Below are 24,965 nucleotides of genomic sequence, written 5' to 3'. Positions count from 1 at the left end.
CGGTATGCTCGTGTTACGGGCCTGCCCTTCCCCGGTTTGCGCGACGGAGCGCGCTCACGGCCACCCGCTCGGTGTCCGTGCTTGGGCGGATTTACCCCCCGAACTCCTCGATGAGCGCCGGCACCACGTCGAAGAGGTCGTCGACGATGCCGTAGTCGGCGATGTCGAAGATGGGCGCGTTGGGGTCTTTGTTGATGGCGACGATGGTGTCGGCGCCCTTCATCCCGGCGACGTGCTGGACAGCCCCGGAGATGCCGATGGCGAGGTAGACATCGGGCGTGACCACCTTCCCCGACTGGCCGACCTGGCGGTCCTTCTCGAGCCAGCCGTTGTCGATGAGCGGCCGAGAGGCCGACACCGTCGCGTCCAGCGCCTCGGCCAGGTCGAACGCGAGGTCGAGGTTCTCCTCCTCGCCGATGCCACGCCCCACCGAGACGAGCACGTCGGCGTCGGTGATGTCGACGTCGCCGCCGCCGACCTCCTCGAACCCGGTGACCGTCGATCGCACCGCCGATTCGTCGATGCTGACCTCGAAGGGTTCGACGGATGCACCGTCGACGCCCTCCGCGGCGGGCCACTCGCCGGGCCGGACCGTCAGCGCGGCCGCCTCGGCGTGGACGTCGATGGTGGTCTCGGTCTTGGACCCGTACAGCTCGCGGGTCGCCGTCAGTCCCTCCTCGGAGTCGATGGCGACGACGTCGGTCACCAGCGGCAGGTCCAGTCGGCTGGCGACGGCGGGGGCGTAGTCGAGGCCGTTGACAGTGTTGGGCATCACCAGCAGGCTCGGGTCGACGGCCTCGGCCAGCTGGGTCACCGCCTGGACGTAGACGTCGTGGTTGAACTCCTCGCCCTCGTCGACGGTGTAGACCGTGTCGACGCCCTCGCGGTCGAGTTTCTGGCCGAAGGTCTCCACGTCGCCGCCGACGACGGCGGTGTGGTGCTCGCTGTCCATCTCCTCGGCGAGCAACCGCCCGACGCTGAGCAGTTCGAGGCTCACCGGCCGGAGCTCGCCGCGGCGGTGCTCGGCGACGGTCAGTACCGTCATCAGTTCGCCACCCGCGTCACGGAGGACCTCGGCGAGGTCGGCGGCCGTCTCCTCGGCGCTCCCCTCGAAGACCGTCGCGTCGCTCTCGCTGGTGGGTTCGTACAGCGAGGTCTGTTCGAGCGGGCTCTCGACGTCGGCCGGCGACAGGCCCGTGTCTTCGAGGGACTTCACGGCCAGTTCCTTGCTCTGGGCCTGGCGAATCCCCCTGAGGCTGGCGTACCGCGGGTCGTTGATGCCGGTCTGGATGGTCAGGACGGCGGGCAACTGGACGTCGGCCAGTTCCTCGATGCCGCCCTCTAACTCGCGGTGGACGGCGGCGACGCCGGCCTCGCGGTCCAGGTCGAGGTCGTTGACGACGGCGGCCCACTCGAAGCCCAGTCGCTCGGCCAGCGTCACGCCGGTCGCGCCGAAGCCGTCGTCGGCCGACTGCACGCCCGTGAGCACGAGGTCCGGATCCTCCTCGTCGGCGACGGCCTCGACGACGCGGGCCTTCGTCGCCGGGTCCAGCAACCCGGCTTCCGCCAGCGTGTCGTCCCAGACCCGCACCGCGCGGTCGGCCCCCTTCGCCAGCGCCTGGCGGATCGTCTCCTCGGTCTCCTCCGGGCCCACCGTCACCGTCACGACCTCGACGTCTTCGTCGGCGGCCTCTTGAATCTGGACGGCCTCCTCGACGGCGTACTCGTCCCACTCGTTGAGATCGTGTGTCACGTACCGGTCGTCGATGCCGAGTCCGTCGATCTCGAACTCGTCGTCGACGACCGCGACCTGCTTGACTGTGACAAGAATTTTCATACCACGACCTGGTACCGGACGGCGAATAAACGTTTCCGAACCAGAACCCACCGGCGAGTCGTTTATATTGCGCGGCGTCCTCGTCCCCCTGCTTTATTCCGTCGCCTGTCGGGGACCCCGATATGGGCAGGCTCGACACCGTCGGCAGCGTGGTCGCGGGCGTCGTCGCCACGCTCGTCCTGGGCGCGGTGACGCTCGGGGCACTCCCGATCCTGGGGTTCGCGACGGTCCGGAGCGTGGGTACCGGGTCTCCCGACCTGGGTCTTCGCACTCCCGCTCGTGTTGGCCGTCGGCCTCGGCGGGGCCACCACCGGGTACTTCCTGAACGGAACCCGGGTCCGGAGCGGCCTGCTCGGCGGCCTGGCCGCGGGTCTGGGCGTGCTGGTTGTCGGCGTCCTCGTGGGACTGGTCGTCTTCGTCTTCGCGCTGCAACTGACCCCCGCCGGTGGCCAGCCGATCGACTACCAGGGGGGAATTCTCACGTTCTCGGCTCTCGGTGGTGGCCTGGGCTTTCTCTCGGGCGGCGTCGTGGGCACCGTCGGCGGCGTCGTCGGGCGTGCGTGTCGACGCTGGTTTTACTCTGATCCCCCCTACGAGAGAAGGGGCGCTTGACGAAATTATAAAATACCACTCACATTTCCCGATGGTTCGAGACGATGGCGTCCTCAGGTGGTGCCAGTCACCGTCCCGGGTGGGCTTTGCCAACGGATATCCCTGGCGTACGAATTATCAATCTCGCTTTTCGGCCTTCTGGGGGACGGAACCGACGTACCGCTTCTCGCTGGGGTTCGCGTGAATTTCAATCGAAGAGAATCGCTATCCACTTGTTGCAATCCTTGCACCTGATATTTTTGTCGTAGTTGGACGAGTGTGTTATCACCTTGCTCACTGTCGCGTCCTCGTCCGGTAAGCCAAACTCGTTCAGGGTCCCACAGTTCGGACACTGCTCTGCACCAGTCGCAGCCATATTTGTGTGCTTACTGGTTAGATATTAAATTTTGTGCATATTGTCGAAATCATATCCTGCTTCCTTGCTGGCTGTGAAAGACGACAGTCGTCCGCGTCAACGACCCTGACCGGCGGAGTGCCGGACCTCGCGATGCAGGTCCGGCCGGTTCCCGGTGCCACCGCTCGCCTGTACCGAGTGTCCTGCGGACACTCGCCGGCCTAATCGTCCGCTTCTACGAACCGGCCGCTTACGTGTCCGAACACGCCAGGCCGGTTCGGACTGGCCTAATCGTCCGCTTCGGCCTCCGGCTCCTCGCCGGCCACGAACTCCCCGAGGCCGTCGATGGGCCGGTCGGGGTTGAGGCTGTCCAGTTCCTCCGGCGCGCCCAGCTGGGCCTCCGTCTCCTCGGGGTCCCGCAGCTTCGTCCGGCCGCGGTGGACGGTGACCTCGTCGTTGAGGTGGAGCCGAATCGCCTCCAGCAGCGCGTCGGCCTCGAGCGGCTGGCCGAGTTGCTGGAGTTCCTCTTCGGTGGCGTCGTCGGGGACATTGAAGGCCCGCTGGGTGATGATGGGGCCCTGGTCTAGGTCCGTCGTCACGTAGTGGGCGGTCACGCCGGCGATGCGGACCCCTTCCTCGATGGCCTGCATGTAGGCGGAGGCACCGGGGAACGCCGGCAGCAGGCTCGGGTGGACGTTGATGATGCGGCTCTCGTAGCGGAAGACGACGTCCGGCGAGAGGATGCGCATGTAGCGGGCCAGCACGATGAGGTCGGCGTCGTACTCGGCGAGCAACTCGAGCAGTTCCGCCTCGTCGGGCGTCCCCTTCTCGTCGCCGATGTCGTGGAAGGGAACGTCGTACTTCGCGGCCAGGGGCTCGAGGTCGCTGTGGTTGCCGATGACCACCTCGATGTCGGCGCCCAGGTCGCCGTTGGCCCAGGACTCGAAGAGGGCTTCGAGGCAATGGGATTCCTTCGTGACGAGGACGGCGATGGACTGGGTCTCGCGGTCCGCCGGGAACCGCACCTGGATGTCGACGTCGAGCTCGTCCCCGAGCTCGGTCAGGTCCTCGCGGAGTTTCTCCTCCGTCGTGACCATCTCGGCGGTGTCGACGTGCATGGTCATCCGGAAGACGCCCTCCCGGACGGCCTGGTCTAGGTCCTCGATGTTGATGCCGCGTTCGAACAGGAGGGAGGTGACCTCGGCGATGAGCCCCGTGTCGTCGTCGCCGACGACGGTTATCTCGGTCAGGTTCCGGGTCACGCCCACCACCTCCGGCGCTCGATGTGTTTCATTGGCGCTCAGTTGGTCGTGCCCCAAGCAAAAGGCTTCGTTTTCGCCCAGGCGGCACCACAACTATTACCCACGGGCGCTTCCCCTGCGGTGTGAGCGAGCACCACCCGACCGTGGTCTGTGCCGACCCGGACGACGCGGAACGGGCGGCGACGGTCGAGGCGCTGACCGCCGCGGACCTGGACGTCGTCGGCGCGGCCACCGTCGCGGCCGTCGACGCGGCCGTCGACGAGTCAGTCGACTGCGTGGTCACGGCCTTTTCCTTCCCCGACGGAGACGCCTTCGACGTCGTTGACGCGGTCCGACTGGCACACAACGACTGCGTCTGTATCCTCTTTACCGACGAGTCGCCGTCCGACCTGCCCCGGGGCCGGCCGGACCAGGTCGTCGAGTACGTCCCGCGGTCGATTCCTGCTGCCCGCGAGCGACTCGCCGACGTCGTCGCGCTGGCGGCCGCCGAGTCGACCCACGCCGCGTTCCCCGTGCCGGACCGGGAGAAAGAGCGCCTCGCGGCCGTCCGCGGATACGACGTCGAGGCGCTCGCCGCCGAGGAGACGTTCGAGCGCCTCACGGCGCTGATGACGACGCATTTCGACATCGACGTCGCCTTCGTGGGACTCGTCGACGAACACGAGGAGCGGTTCGTCGCCTGCGAGGGTGCCAACTGGCGGACGCTGGCCCGCGAGGACTCCATCTGTACGCACACCATCCTCTCGGACGAACTGACCGTGGTCGAAGACACGCACGAGGACCCTCGCTTCGCCGCCAACGAGCGACTCGACGACCTCGACATCCGCTCGTACGCCGGGGCCCGGATAACCGACGGGGCGGGCAACGCCCTGGGCGCGGTCTGCTGTATCGACGACGAGCCCCGCTCGTATACGGCCGCCGAGCGGGCCGACCTCCGGCGATTCGCCGACGAAGTCGAAGAACAGTTGTCGCTGCGCCGTCGACTCGGTGCCGGGGTGACGTAAGATGGGCCAGCGCCACGACGGCCGGTATACGTTCGCGGGGACGCCGCTGAACCCCGTCGACCCGGGGACCAACATCCTGGTCGCCGGGCCGATTCTCGACGGCACCCGCGAGACGGCGCTGCGGTTGCTCGCGGCCGACTCGGCCGACGGCATCGTCGTCGTCGCCGCCGACACGAGTGCCGGCGAGATCCTGACGGGGTTCGACGCGCTGGACTGTGACGTCTCCGGCGGCCGGGTTCGGGTCGTCGACTGCAACAGGGCGGACGACGAGGGACTCGGCGAGTCCGTCACGGCGGTGTCCTCCCCCGCCGACCTCACGGGCATCGGCATCGAGTACTCCGGGCAGTACGAGGAGCTGTACGCGCGGGGCTACGATGCCGTCAGGACAGGCATCTACACGCTGACGCCGCTGCTGGTGTTCAGCGAGGACGTGCGCTCGGTCTTCCGGTTCGTGAACATCGTCACCAGCCGCATCCGGACCGCCGACGGCCTGGGCGTCTGTGTCATCGACCCAGAGGCCCACGACGACCAGGTCGTCGGCAGCATCGCCCAGTCGTTCGACGGCCGGGTCGACGTTCGCGGGGGCGACGACGGCCCCGAAATCCGGGTGAAGGGCCTGCCCGACCAGCCACGCGAGTGGACGCCGATGAGATAACACAAGCGTTTTCTCCGCCCCACGCCCGCTTGCGTGTAATGACCGTCTACACCGCAACGGTGACCGTCCGACTCAAACGGGGAGTCCTGGACCCCGAGGCCGAGACGACCCAGCACTCGCTCGAACGGCTGGGTTTCGAGCTCGAGGACCTCCGGTCTGCGGATCAGTTCGAGCTCGACATCGACGCCGCGTCGGCGGACGAGGCCGCCGACCGGGCCGCGGAGATGGCCGAACGCCTGCTCGCGAACCCGACCATCCACGACTACGACGTGGAGGTCGACCAGGCGGAATGACGATTGCAGTGATTCAGTTCGGCGGCTCGAACTGCGACCGCGACTCGGTCCGGGCCCTGGAGTCGCTCGGTTTCGAGGCCGAACTCGTGTGGCACGAGGACGGGCTACCAGGTTCCGTCGAGGGTATCATGCTCCCCGGCGGCTTCTCCTACGGCGACTACCTCCGGGCCGGCGCGATGGCCGCTCGCTCGCCAATCATGCAGGAGGTCAAAGACGCTGCCGACGAAGGCACACCGGTGCTCGGCGTCTGTAACGGCGCGCAGATCGGCTGTGAGTCGTCGCTGACTCCCGGCGTGTTCACCACCAACGAGAGCGCCCGGTTCCAGTGTGAACACGTCCACCTCCGCGTCGAGAACGCCGACACGCCCTGGACCAACCACTACGAGGAAGGCGACGTGGTCGAACTCCCCATCGCCCACGGCGAGGGCCGCTACGAGATCACCGACGAGCGCCTCGAGGAACTCGAAGCGAACGACCGCATCCTCTTTCGGTACTGCGACCCGGACGGCGCGGTCACGCCCGAGGCCAACCCCAACGGCTCGAAACACGCCGTCGCGGGCGTCACCGGCGCGGGCGACCACGTCGCTGTCATGATGCCCCACCCCGAACGCGCCTCGCTCGCGGACCTCGGCCGCACCGACGGCCAGGGCGTGCTCGAAGGGTTCGCGGAGTAACGACTCGTTCTGCCGTTCTCGCGTGCTACCGAGTGACCTGAGAGCAACGCTCACCGTCGTTACGTCTTGCTCGAACCCCGGGGCGTGGCGATGCCGTCGCTCACGGCGTCGAATCCAAAGGGAGATGGATGGGAACGGGGCCATCTGGAGCGTGTGACAGTCCCGGCGGCCCCTACGACAGCGTACACCCCCTGATTACAAAAGGGCCATCCTACCGGAGTGAAAGTGAAAGTGGTCCACGCGGCCGCCCGACGCCGCCGACATTTACTTCCCGGTCGTCAGCGTACTGTCACCTATGGGCACCGAACACGCGACCACACAGGAGACCGTCAGGGTCTGGCTGGTCGAACGGACCTACTCCGACGACGAACAGAACCTCATCATCCTCACCTACGCGACGCCGGACGGCCGGCGCGACTTCCGGAAGGAACGGGCGCTGACCTCCTACACCGGCGACCACCGGGAGACGCCCGTCTCGATGGCCGTCTCGCCGGACAACCTCGGGACCGTCGACGACGCCGAGACGCGCGAGCGCTACGCGGACGAGGCAGACCGGATGCAAGGGAAACACGACCCGGACGACGTGCTCTGACCCCGGCGGAACGGCCAGTCCTCAACGCGCCAGTGGCAGCGAGTACCCTTTCTCCCGCTCCAGCACCGCCTCCCACGTCGCCTCACACTCACAGGACACCTGCTCGAAGACCGTCTCGTCCTGTCGCAGGTCGAAGTCCTTGATCGCGCGCTGGACCCGGTCGTCGCACTCGCCGCAGTTGTGCGGCCCGCGGTCGCTCCCGTGGCCCACGGGGTCCGAGACGACGATGACGTCCGCGTCGGCGGTCGACTCCAGCACGTCGGCGACCGACCAGAGCCACGGCGGGCGGTAGCCGCCGTCGTGGTACAGTTCCTCGACCATCGTGTAGCGCTGGACGTTACAGGGGTTCATCGAGACGGTGTGACAGCCCTCGACGGCGGCGCACCTCCGCACGGAGCGTTTCATGTCCGCGACGGCCTCCGATTCGGTGAGGAAGGGCGGCTTCATCAGGAGGTAGGCCTTCACACCGGCACCGGCCTCTGTCGCCGCGGCGCAGGCGTCCTCGAAGTCCGCGAAGTCGAAGTACTTGTTCACCGAGTCGTGGCGCACGCGGTCGGTCGCGGTCTCCAAGCCCACGGCGACGTCCGTCTCGAGGCCCACGTCCACGAAGTCGCCGACGCGGTCGGCCTGGACGAAGTCCGGCAGCGACTCGACGACGATGCGCTCGCGGTCGGCGAACGTCTCGGCGATGGCCCGTCGGGTCTCGGCCGGCACCTCGCGCTCGTCGAGGAAGGACCCGGAGGTGTAGATCTTGATGAGGTCGGACGTCTCGTCCGCGTTCTCCGCCTCGTGGTCCAGGCAGTGCTGTATCTGGGCCATCAAATCCTCGTGGGCGACGCTGCCGCCCTCGACGGACTCGGCGACGTAGCCACACATCGTACACCCGCCGGCGCGGGCCCACCGGCAGCCGCCGGTGTTTAAGATGATGGTCAGGCTCTGGTACACCCCGTCGGGCGTGTTGTCCTCGTCGAGCCAGACCCTGGTCGGTTCGCGGGGGTCGTAGGTCGAGTCGTTGCGTGCTCGAACCTCACGCATCACCGCGTTGTGGGCGTCCATGCCCTTGCCCTGCTCGTAGACGTCGGGACTGGGCTTGCTCATTGGGCCAGGGTAACCGACGGGCGCGTAAAGCGGCTTCGTTAGCCGACGTCAGCCGGGGCGCTCGAAGGCGAGCAGTCGGCCGCCGGTGCCGGCGTACGCGACGTCGGCGAACCCGGCCACGTCGAGGACCCGCTCTGCGGGGCGGTAGACGGCCATCGGCTCCCCGGACTGCTCGTCGACGGCGAACAGGCTGGTGAACTCGGCCGTCTCGGGCGTGATGGCCTCGGCGACGACGAAGGAATCGGTCGCCCCCGTCGGCCACCCGTTGTTCGACGGCGTCGTCCAGCGGAAGCGGCGACCGCCCTCGGGGACGGAGAACGCGTCGACGGCGTCCGCACCGACGCCGGCACGCGCATAGAGCGTCTCCCCGTCGGGCGCGAGCAGGGGCCACTGGCCGTGACCGTCGACGGCCCACGCGACGGTCCCGTCGGCGTCGAACGCCACGGTCTCCTCGCCCAGCGCGTACAGACGGTCTCCGTCGGCGAGAAAGACCTCGACCGCTCGCCGCTTTTGCCAGCGCTCGGACCCGTCGGGACCGAAGGCGCGAAGCGTCGACCGGTCCCCGTCCTCGACTGCCACCACGACGCCGTCGCCGACCGGAACGACCGTCCGGGCCTCCCCGGTCGACTTCGACCACCGTTCGGTCCCGTCCATGTCGAGTGCCGTCACGCCCGACGCAGACGCCACGGCGAGCCCACCGGTCGCCGTGGTCGCCGCCTCGACGGCGGTGAACTCTCGGCTCCAGCGCACGTCGCCGCTCGTGGCGTCGATGCCGTAGACGACGGTCGTCAGTGGTTCCTCCGGGATGTCGTGTGTCGAATCGGGGACGAAAAACTCCAGGCCCCCGGCGACGACGGTGCCGTCGCGGACCCCGGCGACCGCCAGTTCACGGTCCCTGGCGAACGACCACTGTTCCCTCCCGCTGTCAGGGTCCAGCGCGTGGATGCGCGTCCAGGTGTCGTCCTCTTCTCGGGCCGGTGACGGCATACAGTGCTGCGTCGGCGACGGTGAGGCTCCGCGTGTCCCTGGCGTTCGTCTGCCGGAGGTGAGTACTGGTGACCGCCTCGCCGGGGAACTGCGTCTGCCAGGCGAGGTCCTGTCGGGCCCGGTCGACCTTCGCGACGGCCGACCGCCCCGCGTCGTCGCTCAGCGTCGCGTAGAGGTCGCTCCCGTCGGCAGTCAGCGCCAGCACGTCGCCGAACTCGACGTCGAACGACCAGGTCGGTCGCCACTCGTCGAGGCCGTCTGACCCGGCCGGCTCCGTGTCGGTGTCCTCGGTGGTCGTTCGCTCGGTCCGCGTCGACGTCGTTCGCTCCGGGTCCGCCGGCGACGCGGTCGGGGCGTCGGTCGCCGTCCCGTCGCGCTCGCCGAGTCCGTTACACCCGGCGACCCCGACGAGCGCGAGGCCGGCGGCGCGGAGGTACGCTCTCCGGGAGGCCATACGCTACCTCTCGGCGCCGACCCAAAGGTGGTTCCGGAGGCTCAGTCGCGCTTTGACCGACGCGACCAGTGCCACCCGGCGCCGGCGACGACGGCACCGACGCCGTTGGCCAGCACGTCCGCGCCGCTGGTCGACCGCGAGGCAAGGAGGCCCTGCAACGCCTCGATGCCCGCACCGTAGGCGATGGCGAATATCACGACCACGGCGACGGTGCCACGGGTTCCCGCGCGCCGGCCGCTGGCGAGCGCCACGGTGAACGTCCCGTACCCGGCGGCGTGGACCCACTTGTCCAGCGCCACGCCCAGTAGCGTCGGCACCTCGCCGCCGTTCTGTGGCAGCGGCACCAGCGACGTGACCAGCAAGCCGAGCGCGAGCGCGAGGGCGGGCAGCCACCGGCGCAACGCCGACCGTTCCATACCCCGGGTTCGCCGTCGCGGCGAATAAGCCACGCGGTGCTCGGAACGGGGACTGCCGAAGCGACCACGTTCCTCCGGTGAAAAAGATAACTCTCCCCACGACGAGTGGGAGCTACCGGTCAGCACATCTCTGCGCACGTCGCCGCGCGATGTGGTAAACCTGCGGACGGGGCGGATCCCGTCGCCACAACCGACTCCGACGTTTCGACTGACTCCCACGTCCCGATGGATTTATTCGCCCCACAGCGAAGAACCGATACATGAACGACGAGTCCGGGGCGGCGGTCCTCGAAGACCGCCCCGAACTGCAATCCGCCGCTGAAGCGGTCCTCGCCGTCGACGACGAGGCCGACGGCTGGGACTTCGACGACGTCCCCGTCGACTCGGGCCACTTCGGCGAACTCGTCTCGGCCGGTCTCGTCGAGAAGGCAAACGGCCAGTACCGCGTCGCCGACCCGCAGACCGTTCGCGCGATCCTGGACGGGGAGCCCGCCGCCGAGGCTGGTTCCGGGTCGCGAGGCCGCTCCGAATCGCTTTCCTCGCTCACAGACTTCGAACTGGAGTCGCGGGCGGTCGGCTTTCTGGCCGCCGCGCTGGCCGTCGTCGTCGTGGCCCGCGCCTACGTCGTCGGCTCGATATACCGCGGCGGCGACATCGTCCTCTCGGGGAACGACCCGTACTTCTACCGGTACCACGTCGAACAGGTCGCCGCCCAGGCCGGGAGCGCGGCCGACTTCGGCGCGCTCTCGGCGATGGCCGGCAGCCTCGTCAAGGGCGAACCACTGATGGTCGCGACCCTCTGGTGGGTCGCCAGTCTATTCGGCGGGAGCACCGAGGCCATCGGGCACGTACTCGCGTGGTACCCGGTCGTCTCGGCGCTCGTCACTGCCGTCTTGCTCTACGCGCTCGCGCTTCGCGTGACCAACGACAGACGCGTCGGCCTGGCCTCGGTCCTCTTTCTGGCCTTTATCCCCGGCCACGCGTTCCGCACGAGTCTGGGGTTCGCCGACCACCACGCCTTCGACTACCCGTGGCTCGGCCTGACGACGCTGGCGCTGGTCGTCCTGCTGACGGCTGACGTGGACAGGAACTCGCTACGCGCACCGGGCATCTGGCTCGCTGCCGGTGGGCTCGGACTCGGTCTGGCCGGACAGGTCCTCGCGTGGGAGGCAGGCCCGCTGCTGATTTTGCCCGTCGGTATCGCCCTGACGGGCAAGACGATTCTCGACGTCTCGGCCGACCGGTCGTCGCTCCGCACGAACGCGCCGGTCCTCGCAGGGACGACGCTGGGGGCTGTCCTCGCCTGGGGCGTCCACGCGGTTGCCGGCTGGCAGACAGCCCTCGTCGCCTCGACGCCAGCACTGCTGACCGTCGGAATACTGGCGGTCTCGTTGACTGCCGAGGCCGTTCGTCGAGCCGACGGCACCGCGAGACAACTGGCCGGAATCGACGTCGGGCTCGGTGTCGTCGGGTTCCTCGTCCTCCGCTTTGGCCTCCCGGCGCAGTGGGCGACCGTACGGGGCCGTCTCGATACGCTCTTTCGTTCGGACGCCATCGCCGAGACGTACGGGCTCTTCAACGCCGACTCCTTTGGCTTCCTGCTCCTCTTTGGCTTCACGCTCATCCTCTCGCTCCCGGCGATGGCCTGGGGCGTCCAGCAAGCACGTGAGGGGTCGCTCGGATGGCTCGTCGCCAGCAGTTACGCGTGGTTCTTCTTCGCGCTCGCGACCATCCAGGTCCGGTTCGTCGGCGAACTGGCGACGTTCGCCGCGCTGTTTACCGGCGTCGCGTTCGTGTGGGTGGCCTCCTGGATCGACCTCGCCCGGCCGCTTTCGACCGATGGCGGCCGAGATGTCGTCGACGTCGTCGTCCCGGAGACACGCACCCTCGGTGCGCTGGTCGTCCTCTTCCTGCTGTTTGGCGGCTTCGGAATGTTGCAGGTCCCGGTCAAGACGAGCCAGGTCGTCATCGAGGACGGTACCTACGAGGCGGCGAGTGCTATCGAGGCGAACGCCGCCGAGCGCGAACTCGAATACAATCAGAACTACGTCCTCAGTCGGTGGGGGCAAAGCCGCGTGTACAACTACTTCGTGAGCGGCGAATCCGAAAGTTACGGCTACGCCCGGAGCAACCACCCACAGTTTCTCAGTTCCCAGTCGCCAGCGGGCGTCTACGACCGCTATTCGGGCCGGGTCGGCTACGTCGTCACGACCGACGGGCCCGACCTGCCGGCCGAGACGATGTACGGCCGGATGCACGACGCCATGGGGAGTCGAAACGGCGACGTCGCTGGACTGGGACATCTCCAGCCAGTCTACGCCAGCGAGAGCGGGAGCCACAAGGCGTTCGCCCTGGTGCCGGGAGCCACCGTCCGTGGAACCGCGGCGGCGAACGCCACCGTGACGGTCACGACGGACGTCACCGTCTCGGGGACGTCGTTCGAGTACGAGCGCCAGGCGACGACGAACGCGACGGGCGCGTTCGCGGTGACCGTCGCGAACCCCGGACCGTACACCGTGACGGTAGCGGGCGGCGAAACCCGTCGGATCGACGTCTCCCAGGCGGCGGTCTACGACGGCCAGAACGTGACGGTCGGATAACCGTTCGCTACTGTTCCTCGACGTGGCGCATCTGGACGGCGATACCACGCGTCGAGTCGCGCATCTCCGGCCCGCTCATCTGGGCACGGCCGACGCCGAAGGCGGCGTCCCCGCGGACGACCACGTCGTCGCCGACGCGGATGTCGTCGCTGGCGTCGGTGATGCCAGGGGCAAGGACGGAGCCGTGGGGGACGAACGGTTCGATCTCCACCGTTTTCGTCGGCACGTCGCTCTCGACCCAACGGCGGGCGCCGGCGAGCGTCAGCGAGAGGACGCCGTACTGCTGGGCGAGCGCGGCGAGCTGCTCGCCGTCCTGGGTGTCCGCGCGCAGCTGGGGATAGCGACCCGTCGTCTGGATGTCGTCGAAGAGTGAGTCACCGGCACCCTCCCCGAACTGGTAGTCCGCGACGGCGCGGACGGTGTTTGCCTCGCGGGTCGACTTCCGGTAGGTGTCCCACCCCTCGAGTTCCGCGGCGAGGTTGCCCAGCGAGTCGGCCGTCGTCGGGTGGTCCGAGACGGTGTAGCTGAACTCGAGGCCCAGCGACTCCTCCACGCGCTCGCAGATGTCCCGGTACCCCTCCCCGGGGACGTGCGCGATGATCTCCGGGTAGTCGGCGTCTTCGAGGTACCGTTCGAGGACGGCGCTGACGAACTCGACCTCGTTGGCGCTCCACTCGCCGGTCACCACGGAGTCGTAGTGCTGTGCGGGGTAGGTGAGTTCGAGCTCCTGGGGGACGACGCCGATGGGGGAGGTCATCGACACCATGTGCGCGCGCCAGTGGACGGCGTCGTGGTACTGCTCGTGGCTCTGGGAGTCGCTGTAGGGCTTGCGCGCGGAACAGGGGACGAGCACGAGCGGGCGGTCGTCGAAGCGGGGGACGTAGCGCTCGGTGACGCGCTCGGCGAACCGTTGAATCTCGACGCGGCGGATGGCGTCCTCCGTTGCGGCTGAGAGCTGGGCGCGGCGGATGAGCGGAGTGCGCTGTTCGACGTAGCCGTACTGCTGGTCGAGCAGGCGGACCGTCGCCGTGAGCCAGTTGTCCTGGCGGGCCTGCCCCTCGACGTAGTCCCGGAGGCGGCCGTCGCGGATGCGCCGGCGGACCCGACGCAGTTCGGCGGCCAGCGCGTTGACGTTGTGGGCGACGCAGGCCTCGCGGTCGAACTCGTCGCGCGGGACCTGACAGGCCGGACACGCACAGGGCAGCTCCTCGAGGTCCTCGAGGAAGTACGCCTCGTCGGTGGTGAGATAGCGCCCCTCGGTGCCGCGGACGACCGCTCGGTCCGGGTCCACCAGGTCCACACCGGCATAGACCAGCGTCGCGACGTTGCGCGGGGTGGCGACGCCGGGCAGGTAGAGCGCCGTGTCGCTCGGCGTCGCCTCGCGGACGGCCGTGATGGCGTCGACGAAGGCCTCACCGTGGCCGACGTAGCCCGGGGCCCCCGAGAGGACGGTCACGTCGCCGGTGTGCTGTCCTGCGGTCCGGGGCGACACTACGGCCGCGCTGGGGAAGTCGACGTCGGGGTAGTCACCGGCGAAGGCGTCGGCCACCTCGTCGGGCGTGCCGGCCGGCAGCCCGCGGTAGGGAAGAACGGTCACCGCGCTGTCGTCGCCCTCGGGGTCGGACCCGTCCTGGGCCCAGAGACTCCCGCCGTCGCGAAGCAGGGTGTGGACGGCTCCCGGGGTGTCAGCCTCCACGTCGTCCACGATCGCCGGCGTCGTCACGGACTCGGCGAGGCGTAATTCGCCCAGTCGCGCGGCGGCGTCGCGCTCGTGGACCTCGAAGTAGTCGGTCATGGGGTAGCGTCGGCCGCGGGCGAGTAACTATCTTGCTCTTCGGCGGGCAGCCGATTCAGCCTCGGCCGATACGTCGTCGACTCTCCTTCGGTGTCCACTCTGACCGCCACCTTAATCCACGTTGCGCTGTGCGGGGACACCTGAACGCCGTACGAGCGCACATTCCGACCGCTGCCAGACCCATCCCTGTTTGACGGAGCTGGTTACTGTGCGGCGTCGGCGGGCTCGACGATAGCGATATCCAGCAACTGTCGGATCGGCGGTCTGTCGAAGTCCTCTGTGTCACAGGTGACGAACGTTGCGTCGTTCGCACGGGCGGTCGCAGCGTGGAGGAGGTCGGCCAGATCGAGGCTGACATCCTGTTTTGTCAGCGCGTGCTCGAGCAGCACCGCCTCGACTGCGACGTCCTCGTTCAGCGCCAACACCCGCTGTATGCGCTGGGTGAGCGCGTGGTGCTGCTGATTGACCGCAGACTGTGACGAATAGTACCGAAGGTACTCGAACAGCACGGTCGCTGGGACCGCCCAGGGGTCAGATGCATTGCGTTTCAGGTACGCAACGACGTTTGCATCCGGGTCCGGTCGGGCGAACTTCGCGACCACGCTGTTGTCGAGGCAGAGCATCGTCAACGTGTACTGTTCTCTTCGAGCGAGTCGGACAGCGCCTCGTGTGTGTTCTCCATGTGTTCCTCGACTCCTTCGCCCCCGAACCCAGCCATCGCTTCGACGTCGTCCGGCGTTCGCGTCACCGCTAGCCGGTCCAGTAACTCATCGAAGGTCTCGTCGTCTCGTTTCACCGCCTCGAGTTTCCGTTTCGTCTCTTCGGATATACGAATCGACGTGCTCATGCGAATACATTGTATGCAGATTGTGGTAGATGTTTCGCTCGCCCCCAACAGTGCTTCCTGGAGGCGGACGTCCGGAATCAGCCACACCCACGTATTTACTCGCCACAATGCCTGGACTTTTCGCCGTCGCAGCCGAAAGCGAACCCATGGCCGGGTCACGGACGCTGACGGCACTCGTCGGCCTCGGGGTCAGTCTCGCAGTCACGGTGGCGCTGTGGTGGTACTTCGACACCCTGCTGGTCTTCCTGCTCGTGCCGTTCGTCCCGTTCCTGTTCAGGGGGATGGGACGGGAGGAGACACCGCCGGTTCGCGAGTGTCCCCGCTGTGGGTTCCGGTCGACCGTCGAGGACCACGACTACTGCCCACGGGACGGGAGCCGGCTCGAACCGGCGGAGTCGCGGTGACGGTGGTGTGGAAAGCAATATCCCCGGCACGAGACTACTGCTCACATGGGTAACGAACGTACTCTGGTAGAAGACATCATGACCACGCCGCTGGAGACGATCTCGCCTGACGCGAAAGTCGTCGAGGCGGCGGCCGTGATGCGGGACATGGACATCAGCGCGCTGCTCGTGACGACCGCGCCGCCGTCGATCATCACGAGCACGGACGTCTTAGACGCCGTCGCCGAGGGGATGGACACCGACGACCTGCTGGTCTCGGACCTGATGACCGAACACGTCGAGACGGTCCCGCCGGACCTCCCGCTGGGCGAGACGGCGGCGATGATGACCAACTTCGGTATCAACCACCTCCCGGTCGTCGACGATGACTACATCGGGATGGTCTCCTCGTCGGACATCACGAAGCAGCTGCACTGAGTCCGACGGTCAGTCCGGCTTCTCTGCGACCAGCACGCCCACTTGCTCGGCGACCATCTCGACGGCTGTCAGGGCGTAGCCGGCGTCGGTGAAGGCGTCTGCGAGCACGCCGACGGTCGCCGGATCGTCGACCTCGGGGCTGTAGAACGGCTCGTCGGGGTCCGGGTGGCCGAAGAACATCACGTCCCCGAGCACGATCTTCCGGGGCCCCAGGCCGGCGATCACGTCGATGGCCTCGCGCTTCTCGGCGTCGCTCAGGTGATGCATCGCGAAGTTCGAGGTGACGACGTCGACGTTGATGCTGTCGGGCACCTGCGGGTCGCGAAAGCGCCCCTCGCCGAAGGCGACGTTCTCGACGCCCGCGTCGGCGGCTTTCTCGCGCGCTCTCTCGAGCATCCTCTCGCTGATGTCACGCCCGACGACCTCGCTAGCGGCGTCGGCGACGGCGAGTGCGATAGCGCCCGTCCCCGTGCCGAGGTCCAGCACCACGTCGTCGGCCCGGGGGTCGGCGTGTGCCACGACGAGGTCGGCACAGGCGCGGTACTCGGGTGCGTCTTGGCTCTCGTCGTAGTCGGCGGCGTGTTCGGAGAAGCGCTCTGCGTGTTCCTCGAGGGACTTCTTCATGGAACGCAGTACGACGGCGCGACACAAGTCGGTGCTGGCTCGCGTGTCGCCGCGGAAAAAGCTGGCGTCACTCGGTGTGTGGAGGGCCGGGGTCAGTGACGTGGGGGCGGCAGTAGGAGGGCTTACTTCTCGGGCGCATTCGCCGCGTGCTCGGGGTGACCGGTCTCGTTGGTCGCCGTCTCGGCACCGGTCGTCGCTTCCGCACCGCCGGGCGTCATGCCGCTGATGGCCTCACCGATTCCGTCTTTCGCCTCGCCCGCGGACGAGCCGATTTCGCCGAGGATGTTCCCGACGAAGTCCGGTACCTGGGCGGGCAGGTCGGCGGGCGGACCGGCCTGCATGGCCAGCCGGGCCGTGTCGTGTGCGAACTGTGCCATCGCAGGCAGGTCTGCTTCCAACATTGCACTCGGGTCGTGGCGAGACAGGGAAAAACAGGGGGTGACAGTGAAGCCGGTTTCAGCCGGGTTTCGAGCCGATTTAGCCCGACGCAAGCCGGATTACCCGTGGCCGACTCGGATTGTTCGCCTCCCGTCCGCTGGATGGTCGACGCCGATAGAACTGGTCCGACAGACGCGTCGCGCGCGGCGGGGACGTCAGCGGAGGGGCAGGATACCGTCCCGTGGCAGCCCCGTTCACAGGTCGTACTGCTCGCGGACCAGGTGGGCCAGGCCGCGTTCCTCGAGGCGGTCCATCGGCGCGAGCATGTTCAGCTGGACGACGCCAGGGAGGCGTCCGATCTCGACGCCGCCGGTGAAGGTACAGCGGGTGCGGACCTCGCCCTCGGACATGTCCAGCAGCGTCCCGGCCCGGTCGAAGGCGTTGTCGGTGGCGTCGTTGACCGTCGCGCCGGAGCCGACGATCTGGATGGGCCCCATGTCGGTCTCGACGTCGACCCCGTACTGCTCGCCCAGGGCCTCGCCGGCCGCGATATCGTCGTCGGTGTAGGGCTCGGCGATGTGCGGGAGGTCCTCACGGTTCGGGAGGAGGATTGGGCCGTCGATGTCGAGGCCCTCGATGACCTCGACGTCGAACTCCGCGCGGCCGCTGACGTCGGTGGTGTGCAGCGCCAGCTCTCCGTCGCCCTGGTTGGCGTGCATGTCGCCGACGTAGATGCCCCCGCCGTCGACCTTGACTGGACAGACGAGTATCGCGCCCTCGCGGACGGCGTTGATGTCCATGTGGCCGTCGGTGCGCTGGGCGAGGGCAGTTTCGTCTTCTAACCCCCACTCGTGGTCGGCACCGATGAGGAACTGCCCGAAGTCGCCGGCGTTGTGCGAGTCGGGCACTCGATGGGCGGCGTCGTCCCGATGTTGCCGATGAACGGGCGGAGATGGCCGAGCGTCCCCGGCATCTCGGAGGGCTCGTACAGCAGGATGGGGTGTTGTCGGCAGTTCTCGGGCAGGGCCATGTTCTCCCGGGCGTTCTCGGCGAGTTCGTGGGCGGCTTCTTTGTCGACGGTGAGGCCGACCTCGTTCTCGTGGTCGAAGACCGCCGTGATGCCGTACTCGAAGCCGAAGGCAGAGGCGTTGGCGCCACACTCGGCGCATCGGATGGCGTCCTCGCCGGTGCCCTCGACGACGCTCTCGGGCCAGGGTTCGCCACACTCGGGGCACTTGTGGTCGACGAACGGGTCGCTGCCGAAGGCTCCCTCCCGCTCTCTCATCGACCCGGTACTGGTCGCGACGCTCGTCACCTCGATGCTGTTGATGTGGATGGCGATGGCGTCGCCCACCGCCGCCCCGTCGACACGGATCGGCTTCGTGACCTCGTGACCGCCGCGGAAGTCCGGTGTGATCATCGGGCCCCAGCAGGCCGGGGGCGTGTGTGTCTTGACGGTCCCGCCGTCGGCCACCGTGCCGGCCCACTCCTGCTCAGGCCCGACCAGGCCCAGCGTGTACTCGTCGACCTCGAGTTCTTTCGTGACTTGTTGTGACATACCATGCTGGTCTTGTCATTCAATCCAAATAAATCTGGTCAGGACAGGCTACTGCGATTTCAGTATCGCGGTCTGGGGGCGGTCGTGGAGATGCGCACTCCGATCGCGAAGGGGACGACGGTACAGAGGCCGGATTGTCGAAGATGATCCAGACAGCCAGCAGGTGCTTTGGCGAGACGGATGCGAGTGACTGGACAACAATGACAACTCGAACACGGAGTGGTTCTCGTCGGTGACCGGGAACACGCCACCGAACTTCGCTACTGGGTGCTGCCAGTCGACGCTGAACTCAGTCACCACGTGAACGCCTCACCGGGGCGATAGACTGAATCGACGCCCATCTCGACGATACCAACCTGGAGTCTCAGCCTCTGGGATACACAGGAAGACGGATGACTACCTGCTGGCGAAATTGCTGACCGACGTCGATTTTCAGTTCCACTCGCTCCGTGGCCGGGTATCGGGACCTCGGTTTCCCTACTGGAAACGTGAGTGCAGAACCCTCACGCTGCCCATGGCTTCGCATCCACGAAAACCATGTTCGGGCTCTGTCGAATCCGTTGATACTTGACTGACATCGTGTGCTTGATAGGGCACATGAATTCGGCTCATCGATCTCCTTTGTTCGGGGCGCTCTGTGCTGAATCAGTCGGTCAGTAGACCTGCGTACTGTTCATTTGTGGAGGTTTGTGACCTCCATCACGGTCTGAAGAAGATCGGTCTCGAAGTCGCTATCCGCGACGACGAGTTCGTCACCGGTCGAGCGGGCTGTGGCCGCGATGAGCATATCGGCAGTTGCCAGCCGGTCTCCGTCGGTCATAATTTCGTCTTGGAGGCGTGCAGCCTCGACTGCAATGGGTTCGTTCAGGTCAAGCGTCTGTACATCCGAAAACTCTTGTCTGACGGCTAGTACGTCAGTCTCACCACTTCCAAGGCGGCCGTTGATGTACTCGAAGGCGCAGATTGTGGAGGTATACCATAGTCGCCCGTCATCGAGATACTTGACAACGCGCTCGTCCCCTTGCTGGTAGGCGATAATCGCAGAGGTGTCGAGAAACATTACCGTTCGCGGCCTTCTCGTACAATTTCCATTGCTTCTTCGGCTTCTTCATCAGATAGTGTCCCCGGAGACATTCCATCACCAGTTGATGCAACGATCCGAAGTAAGAACTCATCCCATGTCTCGTCCTCTCGCTTTACTTCGTCAAGCCTGTTTTTCGTGTCGGAGTCTATCGGAATGGACGTTCGGCTCATATGAATTCCTAGTGAATTTCTCACCTATCAGTGTTTGCACTGTACTGAGCAAACAGTGGAGTAGAGTCACGCCGCACCGGTGGCTCGCAGGTCGACTATTTCATCCGAGCGTTCAAAACAGGAACAGTCATCTTGTGGCTCACTGCATGACTTCGGCAAGTTCTGCCTTCGGCCACTCTACTGGTCGGCCTTCTAACCCTCTAGTGATTTCAACAGAGACGGGGCGCACACAGATCCGGGCTGTAGGTCGTCTTTCGGTTCTATGCCGGTGACAGATTATCGCTCGTATCGGATGTCGAGTACATCGATCAACCCAACAGCGATCGAGTATTTCAGCACTTTCGACAGCGACAGCCCCCCAACGTTCGAATGAATTGCCGGTGTCATCACCGGCCTAGAAGTCCACTCACACTACACAACCCTAAATCGATCTCTTCCCCACTGCCGCTCAGACAGTTGTTTTGGTATAGAAACCACAAAATCCGCTGCCTCCTCTTTCACGCGTAATTAAATATTGCACAATAGTGTTCGTGTGGGGTTAACAAACATCCTCAAAATTGTCTGAGAGTAATATTATCTGAGGTATTGGGGCATTCAGTACAATAATGTTTGAATATGAGAAATACCGGAAACCTTTTTACTCACGTTTTATGATTCTCAATCGCATGTCGGATGATACCACCTCGTTTGGCAGAAAAAGAAAACGGCGCACATATCTGAAAGATAGGGGGAGTCGTTGGCGTGTCGATGATGGGCTCTTTGGCAGGATGTGGCGGAGGCAGCGATGGCGGTTCCGGTGGCTCCGGCGGTTCCGGTGGCGGCGGTTCCGATGGCGGTGGTGGCTCTGATGGCGGCGGTGACGACACAACCGAACAGAGTGGCTACGACCGCGAGATCGACAAGGCGTTCATGTCCCCGGACAGCCTGAAGATCGACCTCTGGAAGGCCTTCCGAAACGGCATGAAGGAGGCAGCGAACGACTTCGGGATGACCGCAAGCGCACAGGACCACGGCGGTCAACTGAGCAAGCAGATCTCCCAGATCGAAGGAGCGATCACCAGTGGTGCCGATATGGTGGCGGCAACTGCTCCGAGCGACTCGGGTGTGAAATCGCTCGCCGAAACCGCCGTGGCCCAGGGGGTTCCCTTCTTCGAATACTGGTCGATGGGGAAGTGGCTGGTTCCGGAGTCTGTCGGGCCGGAGTTCGTCCAGTACCAGATCCCCGAAACCTACCACGCGGGCGCAATTCCCGCGAAGGTCCTCTTCGAAGAGATGGGCGGGTCGGGGAACGTCGTCGTGATCCTCGGTCCCAAGGGCCACATCGGATCGTACCGCTATGAAGGGTTCAAGCAGGCGGCCGAGGACTATCCCGACATCAACGTTCTGGCCCACCAGTACTCCGGTGGGTGGACACGGAAGAAGGGACGCCAGGTCATGTCGGCGTTCGTCTCGAACTATGGCGACGACATCGACGGCGTCTACTGTAACAACGGCACCCTCGGTCTCGGTGCGGCGTCGATCCTCTCGGAGAACGACATGGCGATTCCGTTCACCGGATTCGACGGCGCGCTCTCGAACATCGAGTATCTCAACAACAACGGTCCTGACTCCGGCGAACCGTACCAGGTGCAAGAGCAAGCCGCGCCGCCGTTCTGGCAGGGCGGTTGGGCTGTCGCCAAGGCGTGGGACTGGCTCCACGGGTGGCGGCCCAAGACGCCGGAGCGGATGCTGTGGGTTCGGACCCTCACAGTCCTTAACCCGGAGCTCGATCAGTCGAAGTTCAGTGACCTCGAGACGAGGTTCGCCACGCCGGACCGGTACATGGACGTGGCGTACAGCGACGGCCACTCGCCCTACGATTGGAAGAAGATGTCGGTCCACGAGAGCGGGGACGACTGGGACCCCCAACACGAACTCGTGCCGATTCGAAAGTCGGAATGGGAGCAGCTCAAATGGACCGAGGACAACAAGCCGAACAACCTCGATATCCCGGACGCGTACGACGACACGCAGCTGTTCGATCAGGTCGAGGAAGACTACAGGACGCGCAACGAGAACGGCATGAACCCGTACCTCTAACTGCCGTCATTTATCCGTTTCCAAATTAGTATGCACACCACATTATCGACAACCGAACGTAAATTACGACGGGCCTCACGATGAGCGTAGAGACCGATTCTACGGAAGATGAGGCCGTGGACAATTCCGATTCGACGGTCCGATTCAGGGTCGAGAACGTCCGCAAGGAGTTTACGAACGTCGTCGCACTCGACGACGTCAACTTCGAACTCCGGACCGGCGAAGTCGTCGGACTCGTCGGCGAAAACGGTGCGGGAAAGAGCACTCTCTTGAATATCCTCAGTGGCATCTACCAACAGGACCGGGGACGTATCTTCGTCGATGGCAACGAAGTAACGATCACGAACCCACGGGAGGCCTCGCACCACGGCATCGCCATCGTCCACCAGGAACACAACGTCATTCCCAATCTCTCGGGATACGAGAACTTGTTCTTAGAGCAGTTTCCGGACTACTCCACGGCAGGTGTCCTGGACGTAGACACGCTCAAACGTGAGGGTGAGAACGTCCTCGACACGCTCGGGATCGATCTCGACCTCGAGAAGCGTGTCGCGTCTTATTCGTTCAGCGACCGGCAGATGCTGAGCATCGCGAAAGCGTTCACCGAGACGGTCCACACCGATCACCCGATCATACTGCTCGACGAGCCGACTGCCGGGCTTGAAGAAGATGGACGCGACCTTCTATTCGACCGTATCGACGACCTGCGCGATCAGGCCTCGTTCGTCTTCGTTTCACACGAACTCGACGAGGTTCTGGAGATCAGCGACCGTATCTACGTGCTCCGCGATGGCGAAGTCGTCAACCATCTTCCCCGGGAGGATGCCACTGAGGACAAACTCCAGCAGAGTATGGTCGGCAGAGAAGTCTCGGAAGAGTACTATCAGGTCTCAGACCAGCGCAGCGTCGAGGACAACGACATCTGCTTCTCGGTGTCGGACCTGAGCAAGGAGGACCACTTCGATTCGGTCTCGTTCGACATCCGTGCCGGTGAGATATTCGGCATCTGTGGCGTCATGGGGAGCGGGAAGAGCGCCCTCGGCCGTGTTTTGAGCGGGGTCGACACGCCGGACGAAGGCGAGATCTCCATCGGCGGTGAATCGGTCGAACCGGGTTCGGTCCACAGGATGGTCGAAGAGGGGATCGGGTACGTCCCCAAGGAACGCCAATCCGAGGGGACACTCCTCTACCAGCCCTTGCGCGTGAACGTCTCGCTCCCGAGTCTCGGAACCGACCTCATCGCGGACAACCTCCCGGGGCTCGGGTCGGTGCCCTGGCTCATCGACTTCGACAAGGAAGACGAGATGGCCGAGGAGGTCGTCGACCGATTGAACGTCAAGACGCCCGGCATCGAGTCCCCACTCATCCAGCTTAGCGGTGGGAATCAGCAGAAAGTCGTTCTCGGGAAGAACCTCCAACGGGAGGTGTCTGTCCTCGTACTGGACAACGTGACGCGCGGTATCGACGTCGGTGCGAAGGAGGAGGTCTACCAGATCCTCAGGCAGCTCTCCAAGGACGGCGTCGCGATGATATTCATCGCCGACGAGCTCCCCGAGCTGATCGGGATGAGTAACCGGATCGGCGTGATGCACGAGGGCGAACTCGTCGACGTAGTCGATGCACCACGCGGCGACAAACCATCCGAATCAGAAATAATCAAGAAAATGATCTAACAATGTCAGGAGAAACACGTGGAAACCTCGTATTCGATTGGCTCAGTGAGTATCGGAACAACCGCTCGGTTACGGACATCCTCGTGGATCTGGGACCGTTCTTGATGCTGTTGATACTGATGGGTATCTTCACCGCCACCTCGAACGTGTTTCTGACCTACGAGAACCTGGTCGGGAACGTGATGATGAACAGCATCATCCTGTTGTTCGTGGCGCTTGCCGGAACCTTTCCCATCCTGCAACAGAGTATCGATCTGTCCGTGGCGTCTATCGTCTCGCTGAGCGGCGTCATTACGGCGATGCTGATCAACGACTTCAATCTCGGGTTACTCGCACTCCTCCTCGGGGTACTTGCGGGGACGGGTGTCGGCCTGCTGAACGGCGTGGTGTTCGCGAAAGCAAAGATACCCTCGTTCCTCGTGACCCTCGGTTCGTTGTCCGTCTTCAGCGGCACGGCCCTCCTGATGACTGGCGGGTACTCGATCCCCTTCAACTCACCCGGGATCAGACAGATCGCGATCGGAAACACGATTCCACAGGTCCCGAACCTCGTCGTCTGGGGTATCATCTTCTACATACTCGTTTCGCTCCTCGCATGGAAGACCACCTTCGGGCGCTACACGTACGCACTGGGGGAAAACGAGCGGGTCGCGGACTTCTCGGGGTCAACGTCGATCGGTACAAGATCGGTGCGTTCGTGGTCTCCGGGACCCTCTGTGGGCTGGCCGGCGTTCTCTTGACTGCACGGATCTCCTCGGCGACGCCGGGCATGGGGGAGGGGCTCCTCCTCCAAAGCATCGCAGCCATCGTGATGGGTGGCACCGCACTGACCGGTGGCGTGGGCGGGCCCCACCGAACCATCCTCGGTGTCCTCGTTATCGGTGTGCTGACCAACGGGATGAACCTGCTGAGTATCCAGTCGTTCGTCCAAGAGATCATCCTCGGATTCGTCGTCATCTTCGCTGTCGCGATGTCGATGGATCGAGACAAGATTGACATCGTCAAGTGACCGGGGACGAACGACTCGTGCCTTCCTTAGATTTAATTGGCCGACGGTATACTAGCAACCACAGTGTACGTTCTCGATATGTGTCATGAGCACGGACGAACGACCCGGA

25 protein-coding genes and 3 pseudogenes are annotated in these 24,965 nt (G+C 65.3%); 12 read left to right on the top strand and 16 right to left on the bottom strand.

The genetic code is table 11. The features are described 5' to 3' along the window. Positions 1–91: 91 nt before the first annotated feature. Positions 92–1,045 carry an electron transfer flavoprotein subunit alpha/FixB family protein gene (locus P1N55_RS09770; RefSeq protein WP_276278703.1) on the bottom strand — a complete coding sequence of 318 codons (954 nt, stop codon included), beginning with the start codon at positions 1,043–1,045 and terminating at the stop codon, positions 92–94. Positions 1,046–1,054: 9 nt separating this feature from the next. After that, positions 1,055–1,837: pseudogene (locus tag P1N55_RS09765) on the bottom strand (electron transfer flavoprotein subunit beta/FixA family protein); the annotation flags it as partial. Between the two features lie 279 nt (positions 1,838–2,116). On the opposite strand from P1N55_RS09765, the gene P1N55_RS09760 reads away from it, so the two are divergent. Beyond that, on the top strand, positions 2,117–2,449 hold the full coding sequence (locus tag P1N55_RS09760) for a hypothetical protein (RefSeq protein WP_276275448.1): 333 nt from the start codon (positions 2,117–2,119) through the stop codon (positions 2,447–2,449). 187 nt (positions 2,450–2,636) lie between these two features. Here P1N55_RS09760 and P1N55_RS09755 read toward each other — a convergent pair whose 3' ends face one another. Both P1N55_RS09755 and P1N55_RS09750 read right to left on the bottom strand, forming a co-directional pair. Then, the gene (locus P1N55_RS09755) at positions 2,637–2,804 is read right to left on the bottom strand and encodes a hypothetical protein (protein WP_276275447.1); all 168 of its coding nucleotides are present in this window, start codon (positions 2,802–2,804) and stop codon (positions 2,637–2,639) included. Positions 2,805–3,070: 266 nt separating this feature from the next. Continuing rightward, positions 3,071–4,045, bottom strand: a complete 975-nt coding sequence (locus P1N55_RS09750; protein ID WP_379690078.1) for a formyltetrahydrofolate deformylase — start codon at positions 4,043–4,045, stop codon at positions 3,071–3,073. Positions 4,046–4,167: 122 nt separating this feature from the next. Between P1N55_RS09750 and P1N55_RS09745 the strand changes: the two genes are divergently transcribed. The 5 genes from P1N55_RS09745 to P1N55_RS09725 all read left to right on the top strand — a co-directional run bounded on the left by P1N55_RS09745 (position 4,168) and on the right by P1N55_RS09725 (position 7,263). Next, positions 4,168–5,049, top strand: a complete 882-nt coding sequence (locus P1N55_RS09745; RefSeq protein ID WP_276275445.1) for a GAF domain-containing protein — start codon at positions 4,168–4,170, stop codon at positions 5,047–5,049. 1 nt (position 5,050) lies between these two features. Continuing rightward, the gene (locus tag P1N55_RS09740; RefSeq protein ID WP_276275444.1) at positions 5,051–5,704 is read left to right on the top strand and encodes a DUF7504 family protein; all 654 of its coding nucleotides are present in this window, start codon (positions 5,051–5,053) and stop codon (positions 5,702–5,704) included. 38 nt (positions 5,705–5,742) lie between these two features. Further along, a complete protein-coding gene (gene purS, locus P1N55_RS09735; protein ID WP_276275443.1) occupies positions 5,743–5,997 on the top strand; it encodes a phosphoribosylformylglycinamidine synthase subunit PurS in 255 nt (84 codons plus the stop codon). Beyond that, positions 5,994–6,671, top strand: coding sequence for a phosphoribosylformylglycinamidine synthase I (gene purQ / locus P1N55_RS09730; RefSeq protein ID WP_276275442.1), 678 nt, complete (start codon positions 5,994–5,996; stop codon positions 6,669–6,671). The genes purS and purQ overlap by 4 nt, the downstream gene beginning before the upstream one ends. 295 nt (positions 6,672–6,966) lie before the next feature. Then, complete coding sequence (locus P1N55_RS09725; RefSeq protein ID WP_276275441.1) at positions 6,967–7,263, top strand: hypothetical protein; 297 nt, start codon at positions 6,967–6,969, stop codon at positions 7,261–7,263. A 21-nt stretch (positions 7,264–7,284) separates the two neighbouring features. On the opposite strand, the gene P1N55_RS09720 is transcribed toward P1N55_RS09725, so the two are convergent. The 4 genes from P1N55_RS09720 to P1N55_RS09705 are packed head-to-tail and all read right to left on the bottom strand — an operon-like array spanning position 7,285 to position 10,218. After that, positions 7,285–8,361, bottom strand: a complete 1,077-nt coding sequence (locus P1N55_RS09720; RefSeq protein WP_276275440.1) for an archaeosine biosynthesis radical SAM protein RaSEA — start codon at positions 8,359–8,361, stop codon at positions 7,285–7,287. 48 nt (positions 8,362–8,409) lie between these two features. Then, on the bottom strand, positions 8,410–9,348 hold the full coding sequence (locus tag P1N55_RS09715; protein WP_276275439.1) for an outer membrane protein assembly factor BamB family protein: 939 nt from the start codon (positions 9,346–9,348) through the stop codon (positions 8,410–8,412). After that, positions 9,287–9,802 (bottom strand): hypothetical protein, encoded by a 516-nt coding sequence (locus P1N55_RS09710; protein ID WP_276275438.1) that lies wholly within the window; start codon positions 9,800–9,802, stop codon positions 9,287–9,289. Before P1N55_RS09710 ends, P1N55_RS09715 begins: the two co-directional genes overlap by 62 nt. A gap of 41 nt (positions 9,803–9,843) precedes the next feature. Continuing rightward, entirely contained in the window at positions 9,844–10,218 is a 375-nt protein-coding gene (locus tag P1N55_RS09705; protein WP_276275437.1) for a VanZ family protein, read from the bottom strand. A 260-nt stretch (positions 10,219–10,478) separates the two neighbouring features. Between P1N55_RS09705 and P1N55_RS09700 the strand changes: the two genes are divergently transcribed. Further along, positions 10,479–12,818, top strand: coding sequence for an STT3 domain-containing protein (locus P1N55_RS09700; RefSeq protein WP_276275436.1), 2,340 nt, complete (start codon positions 10,479–10,481; stop codon positions 12,816–12,818). A 7-nt stretch (positions 12,819–12,825) separates the two neighbouring features. Here the strand turns inward: P1N55_RS09700 and arcS are convergent, their stop codons facing one another. The 3 genes from arcS to P1N55_RS09685 all read right to left on the bottom strand — a co-directional run bounded on the left by arcS (position 12,826) and on the right by P1N55_RS09685 (position 15,460). After that, entirely contained in the window at positions 12,826–14,613 is a 1,788-nt protein-coding gene (arcS, locus tag P1N55_RS09695) for an archaeosine synthase subunit alpha (RefSeq protein WP_276275435.1), read from the bottom strand. A gap of 203 nt (positions 14,614–14,816) precedes the next feature. Then, the gene (locus P1N55_RS09690; protein ID WP_276275434.1) at positions 14,817–15,236 is read right to left on the bottom strand and encodes a type II toxin-antitoxin system VapC family toxin; all 420 of its coding nucleotides are present in this window, start codon (positions 15,234–15,236) and stop codon (positions 14,817–14,819) included. Positions 15,237–15,238: 2 nt separating this feature from the next. Then, the gene (locus P1N55_RS09685; protein ID WP_276275433.1) at positions 15,239–15,460 is read right to left on the bottom strand and encodes a DUF7557 family protein; all 222 of its coding nucleotides are present in this window, start codon (positions 15,458–15,460) and stop codon (positions 15,239–15,241) included. Positions 15,461–15,606: 146 nt separating this feature from the next. Between P1N55_RS09685 and P1N55_RS09680 the strand changes: the two genes are divergently transcribed. Together P1N55_RS09680 and P1N55_RS09675 are read left to right on the top strand one after the other, a co-directional pair. After that, positions 15,607–15,864: a hypothetical protein gene (locus P1N55_RS09680; RefSeq protein ID WP_276275432.1), complete on the top strand. Its 258-nt coding sequence runs from the start codon at positions 15,607–15,609 to the stop codon at positions 15,862–15,864. Between the two features lie 45 nt (positions 15,865–15,909). Next, positions 15,910–16,281, top strand: a complete 372-nt coding sequence (locus P1N55_RS09675) for a CBS domain-containing protein (protein WP_276275431.1) — start codon at positions 15,910–15,912, stop codon at positions 16,279–16,281. A gap of 9 nt (positions 16,282–16,290) precedes the next feature. On the opposite strand, the gene P1N55_RS09670 is transcribed toward P1N55_RS09675, so the two are convergent. The 5 genes and pseudogenes from P1N55_RS09670 to P1N55_RS09650 form a co-directional block, all read right to left on the bottom strand. Further along, positions 16,291–16,905 (bottom strand): class I SAM-dependent methyltransferase, encoded by a 615-nt coding sequence (locus P1N55_RS09670; RefSeq protein ID WP_276275430.1) that lies wholly within the window; start codon positions 16,903–16,905, stop codon positions 16,291–16,293. A gap of 122 nt (positions 16,906–17,027) precedes the next feature. Then, positions 17,028–17,306, bottom strand: coding sequence for a hypothetical protein (locus tag P1N55_RS09665; protein WP_276275429.1), 279 nt, complete (start codon positions 17,304–17,306; stop codon positions 17,028–17,030). Between the two features lie 231 nt (positions 17,307–17,537). Then, positions 17,538–18,841: pseudogene (locus P1N55_RS09660) on the bottom strand (acetamidase/formamidase family protein). A gap of 673 nt (positions 18,842–19,514) precedes the next feature. Further along, positions 19,515–19,901 (bottom strand): PIN domain-containing protein, encoded by a 387-nt coding sequence (locus P1N55_RS09655; RefSeq protein WP_276275428.1) that lies wholly within the window; start codon positions 19,899–19,901, stop codon positions 19,515–19,517. Next, a complete protein-coding gene (locus P1N55_RS09650; RefSeq protein ID WP_276275427.1) occupies positions 19,901–20,095 on the bottom strand; it encodes a DUF7557 family protein in 195 nt (64 codons plus the stop codon). Before P1N55_RS09650 ends, P1N55_RS09655 begins: the two co-directional genes overlap by 1 nt. Positions 20,096–20,842: 747 nt before the next feature. Between P1N55_RS09650 and P1N55_RS09645 the strand changes: the two genes are divergently transcribed. From P1N55_RS09645 to P1N55_RS09635, 3 genes and pseudogenes are all read left to right on the top strand, one after another. Then, on the top strand, positions 20,843–22,174 hold the full coding sequence (locus P1N55_RS09645) for a sugar ABC transporter substrate-binding protein (protein ID WP_276275426.1): 1,332 nt from the start codon (positions 20,843–20,845) through the stop codon (positions 22,172–22,174). Positions 22,175–22,254: 80 nt separating this feature from the next. After that, positions 22,255–23,847 carry a sugar ABC transporter ATP-binding protein gene (locus P1N55_RS09640; protein ID WP_276275425.1) on the top strand — a complete coding sequence of 531 codons (1,593 nt, stop codon included), beginning with the start codon at positions 22,255–22,257 and terminating at the stop codon, positions 23,845–23,847. Positions 23,848–23,849: 2 nt separating this feature from the next. Continuing rightward, positions 23,850–24,856, top strand: a pseudogene (locus P1N55_RS09635) (ABC transporter permease). Positions 24,857–24,965 lie beyond the last annotated feature (109 nt).

Origin of the sequence: Haloarcula regularis, assembly GCF_029338315.1 — an archaeon.
In the GTDB taxonomy this organism is placed as follows: Archaea; Halobacteriota; Halobacteria; order Halobacteriales; family Haloarculaceae; genus Haloarcula; species Haloarcula regularis.
This window is presented reverse-complemented; position numbering and strand designations above follow the sequence as displayed.

Excerpts from the sequence above, each read along its gene's own strand:
- P1N55_RS09710 (WP_276275438.1), bottom strand. The coding sequence starts at position 9,802 with ATGGCCTCCCGGAGAGCGTACCTCCGCGCCGCCGGCCTCGCGCTCGTC.
- P1N55_RS09715 (WP_276275439.1), bottom strand. The coding sequence starts at position 9,348 with ATGCCGTCACCGGCCCGAGAAGAGGACGACACCTGGACGCGCATCCAC.
- P1N55_RS09685 (WP_276275433.1), bottom strand. The coding sequence starts at position 15,460 with ATGAGCACGTCGATTCGTATATCCGAAGAGACGAAACGGAAACTCGAG.
- purS (WP_276275443.1), top strand. The coding sequence starts at position 5,743 with ATGACCGTCTACACCGCAACGGTGACCGTCCGACTCAAACGGGGAGTC.
- P1N55_RS09645 (WP_276275426.1), top strand. The coding sequence starts at position 20,843 with ATGATGGGCTCTTTGGCAGGATGTGGCGGAGGCAGCGATGGCGGTTCC.
- P1N55_RS09690 (WP_276275434.1), bottom strand. The coding sequence starts at position 15,236 with ATGCTCTGCCTCGACAACAGCGTGGTCGCGAAGTTCGCCCGACCGGAC.
- P1N55_RS09655 (WP_276275428.1), bottom strand. The coding sequence starts at position 19,901 with ATGTTTCTCGACACCTCTGCGATTATCGCCTACCAGCAAGGGGACGAG.
- arcS (WP_276275435.1), bottom strand. The coding sequence starts at position 14,613 with ATGACCGACTACTTCGAGGTCCACGAGCGCGACGCCGCCGCGCGACTG.
- P1N55_RS09740 (WP_276275444.1), top strand. The coding sequence starts at position 5,051 with ATGGGCCAGCGCCACGACGGCCGGTATACGTTCGCGGGGACGCCGCTG.
- P1N55_RS09675 (WP_276275431.1), top strand. The coding sequence starts at position 15,910 with ATGGGTAACGAACGTACTCTGGTAGAAGACATCATGACCACGCCGCTG.
- P1N55_RS09720 (WP_276275440.1), bottom strand. The coding sequence starts at position 8,361 with ATGAGCAAGCCCAGTCCCGACGTCTACGAGCAGGGCAAGGGCATGGAC.
- P1N55_RS09640 (WP_276275425.1), top strand. The coding sequence starts at position 22,255 with ATGAGCGTAGAGACCGATTCTACGGAAGATGAGGCCGTGGACAATTCC.
- P1N55_RS09755 (WP_276275447.1), bottom strand. The coding sequence starts at position 2,804 with ATGGCTGCGACTGGTGCAGAGCAGTGTCCGAACTGTGGGACCCTGAAC.
- purQ (WP_276275442.1), top strand. The coding sequence starts at position 5,994 with ATGACGATTGCAGTGATTCAGTTCGGCGGCTCGAACTGCGACCGCGAC.
- P1N55_RS09700 (WP_276275436.1), top strand. The coding sequence starts at position 10,479 with ATGAACGACGAGTCCGGGGCGGCGGTCCTCGAAGACCGCCCCGAACTG.
- P1N55_RS09665 (WP_276275429.1), bottom strand. The coding sequence starts at position 17,306 with ATGTTGGAAGCAGACCTGCCTGCGATGGCACAGTTCGCACACGACACG.
- P1N55_RS09770 (WP_276278703.1), bottom strand. The coding sequence starts at position 1,045 with ATGACGGTACTGACCGTCGCCGAGCACCGCCGCGGCGAGCTCCGGCCG.
- P1N55_RS09650 (WP_276275427.1), bottom strand. The coding sequence starts at position 20,095 with ATGAGCCGAACGTCCATTCCGATAGACTCCGACACGAAAAACAGGCTT.
- P1N55_RS09680 (WP_276275432.1), top strand. The coding sequence starts at position 15,607 with ATGGCCGGGTCACGGACGCTGACGGCACTCGTCGGCCTCGGGGTCAGT.
- P1N55_RS09705 (WP_276275437.1), bottom strand. The coding sequence starts at position 10,218 with ATGGAACGGTCGGCGTTGCGCCGGTGGCTGCCCGCCCTCGCGCTCGCG.
- P1N55_RS09725 (WP_276275441.1), top strand. The coding sequence starts at position 6,967 with ATGGGCACCGAACACGCGACCACACAGGAGACCGTCAGGGTCTGGCTG.
- P1N55_RS09670 (WP_276275430.1), bottom strand. The coding sequence starts at position 16,905 with ATGAAGAAGTCCCTCGAGGAACACGCAGAGCGCTTCTCCGAACACGCC.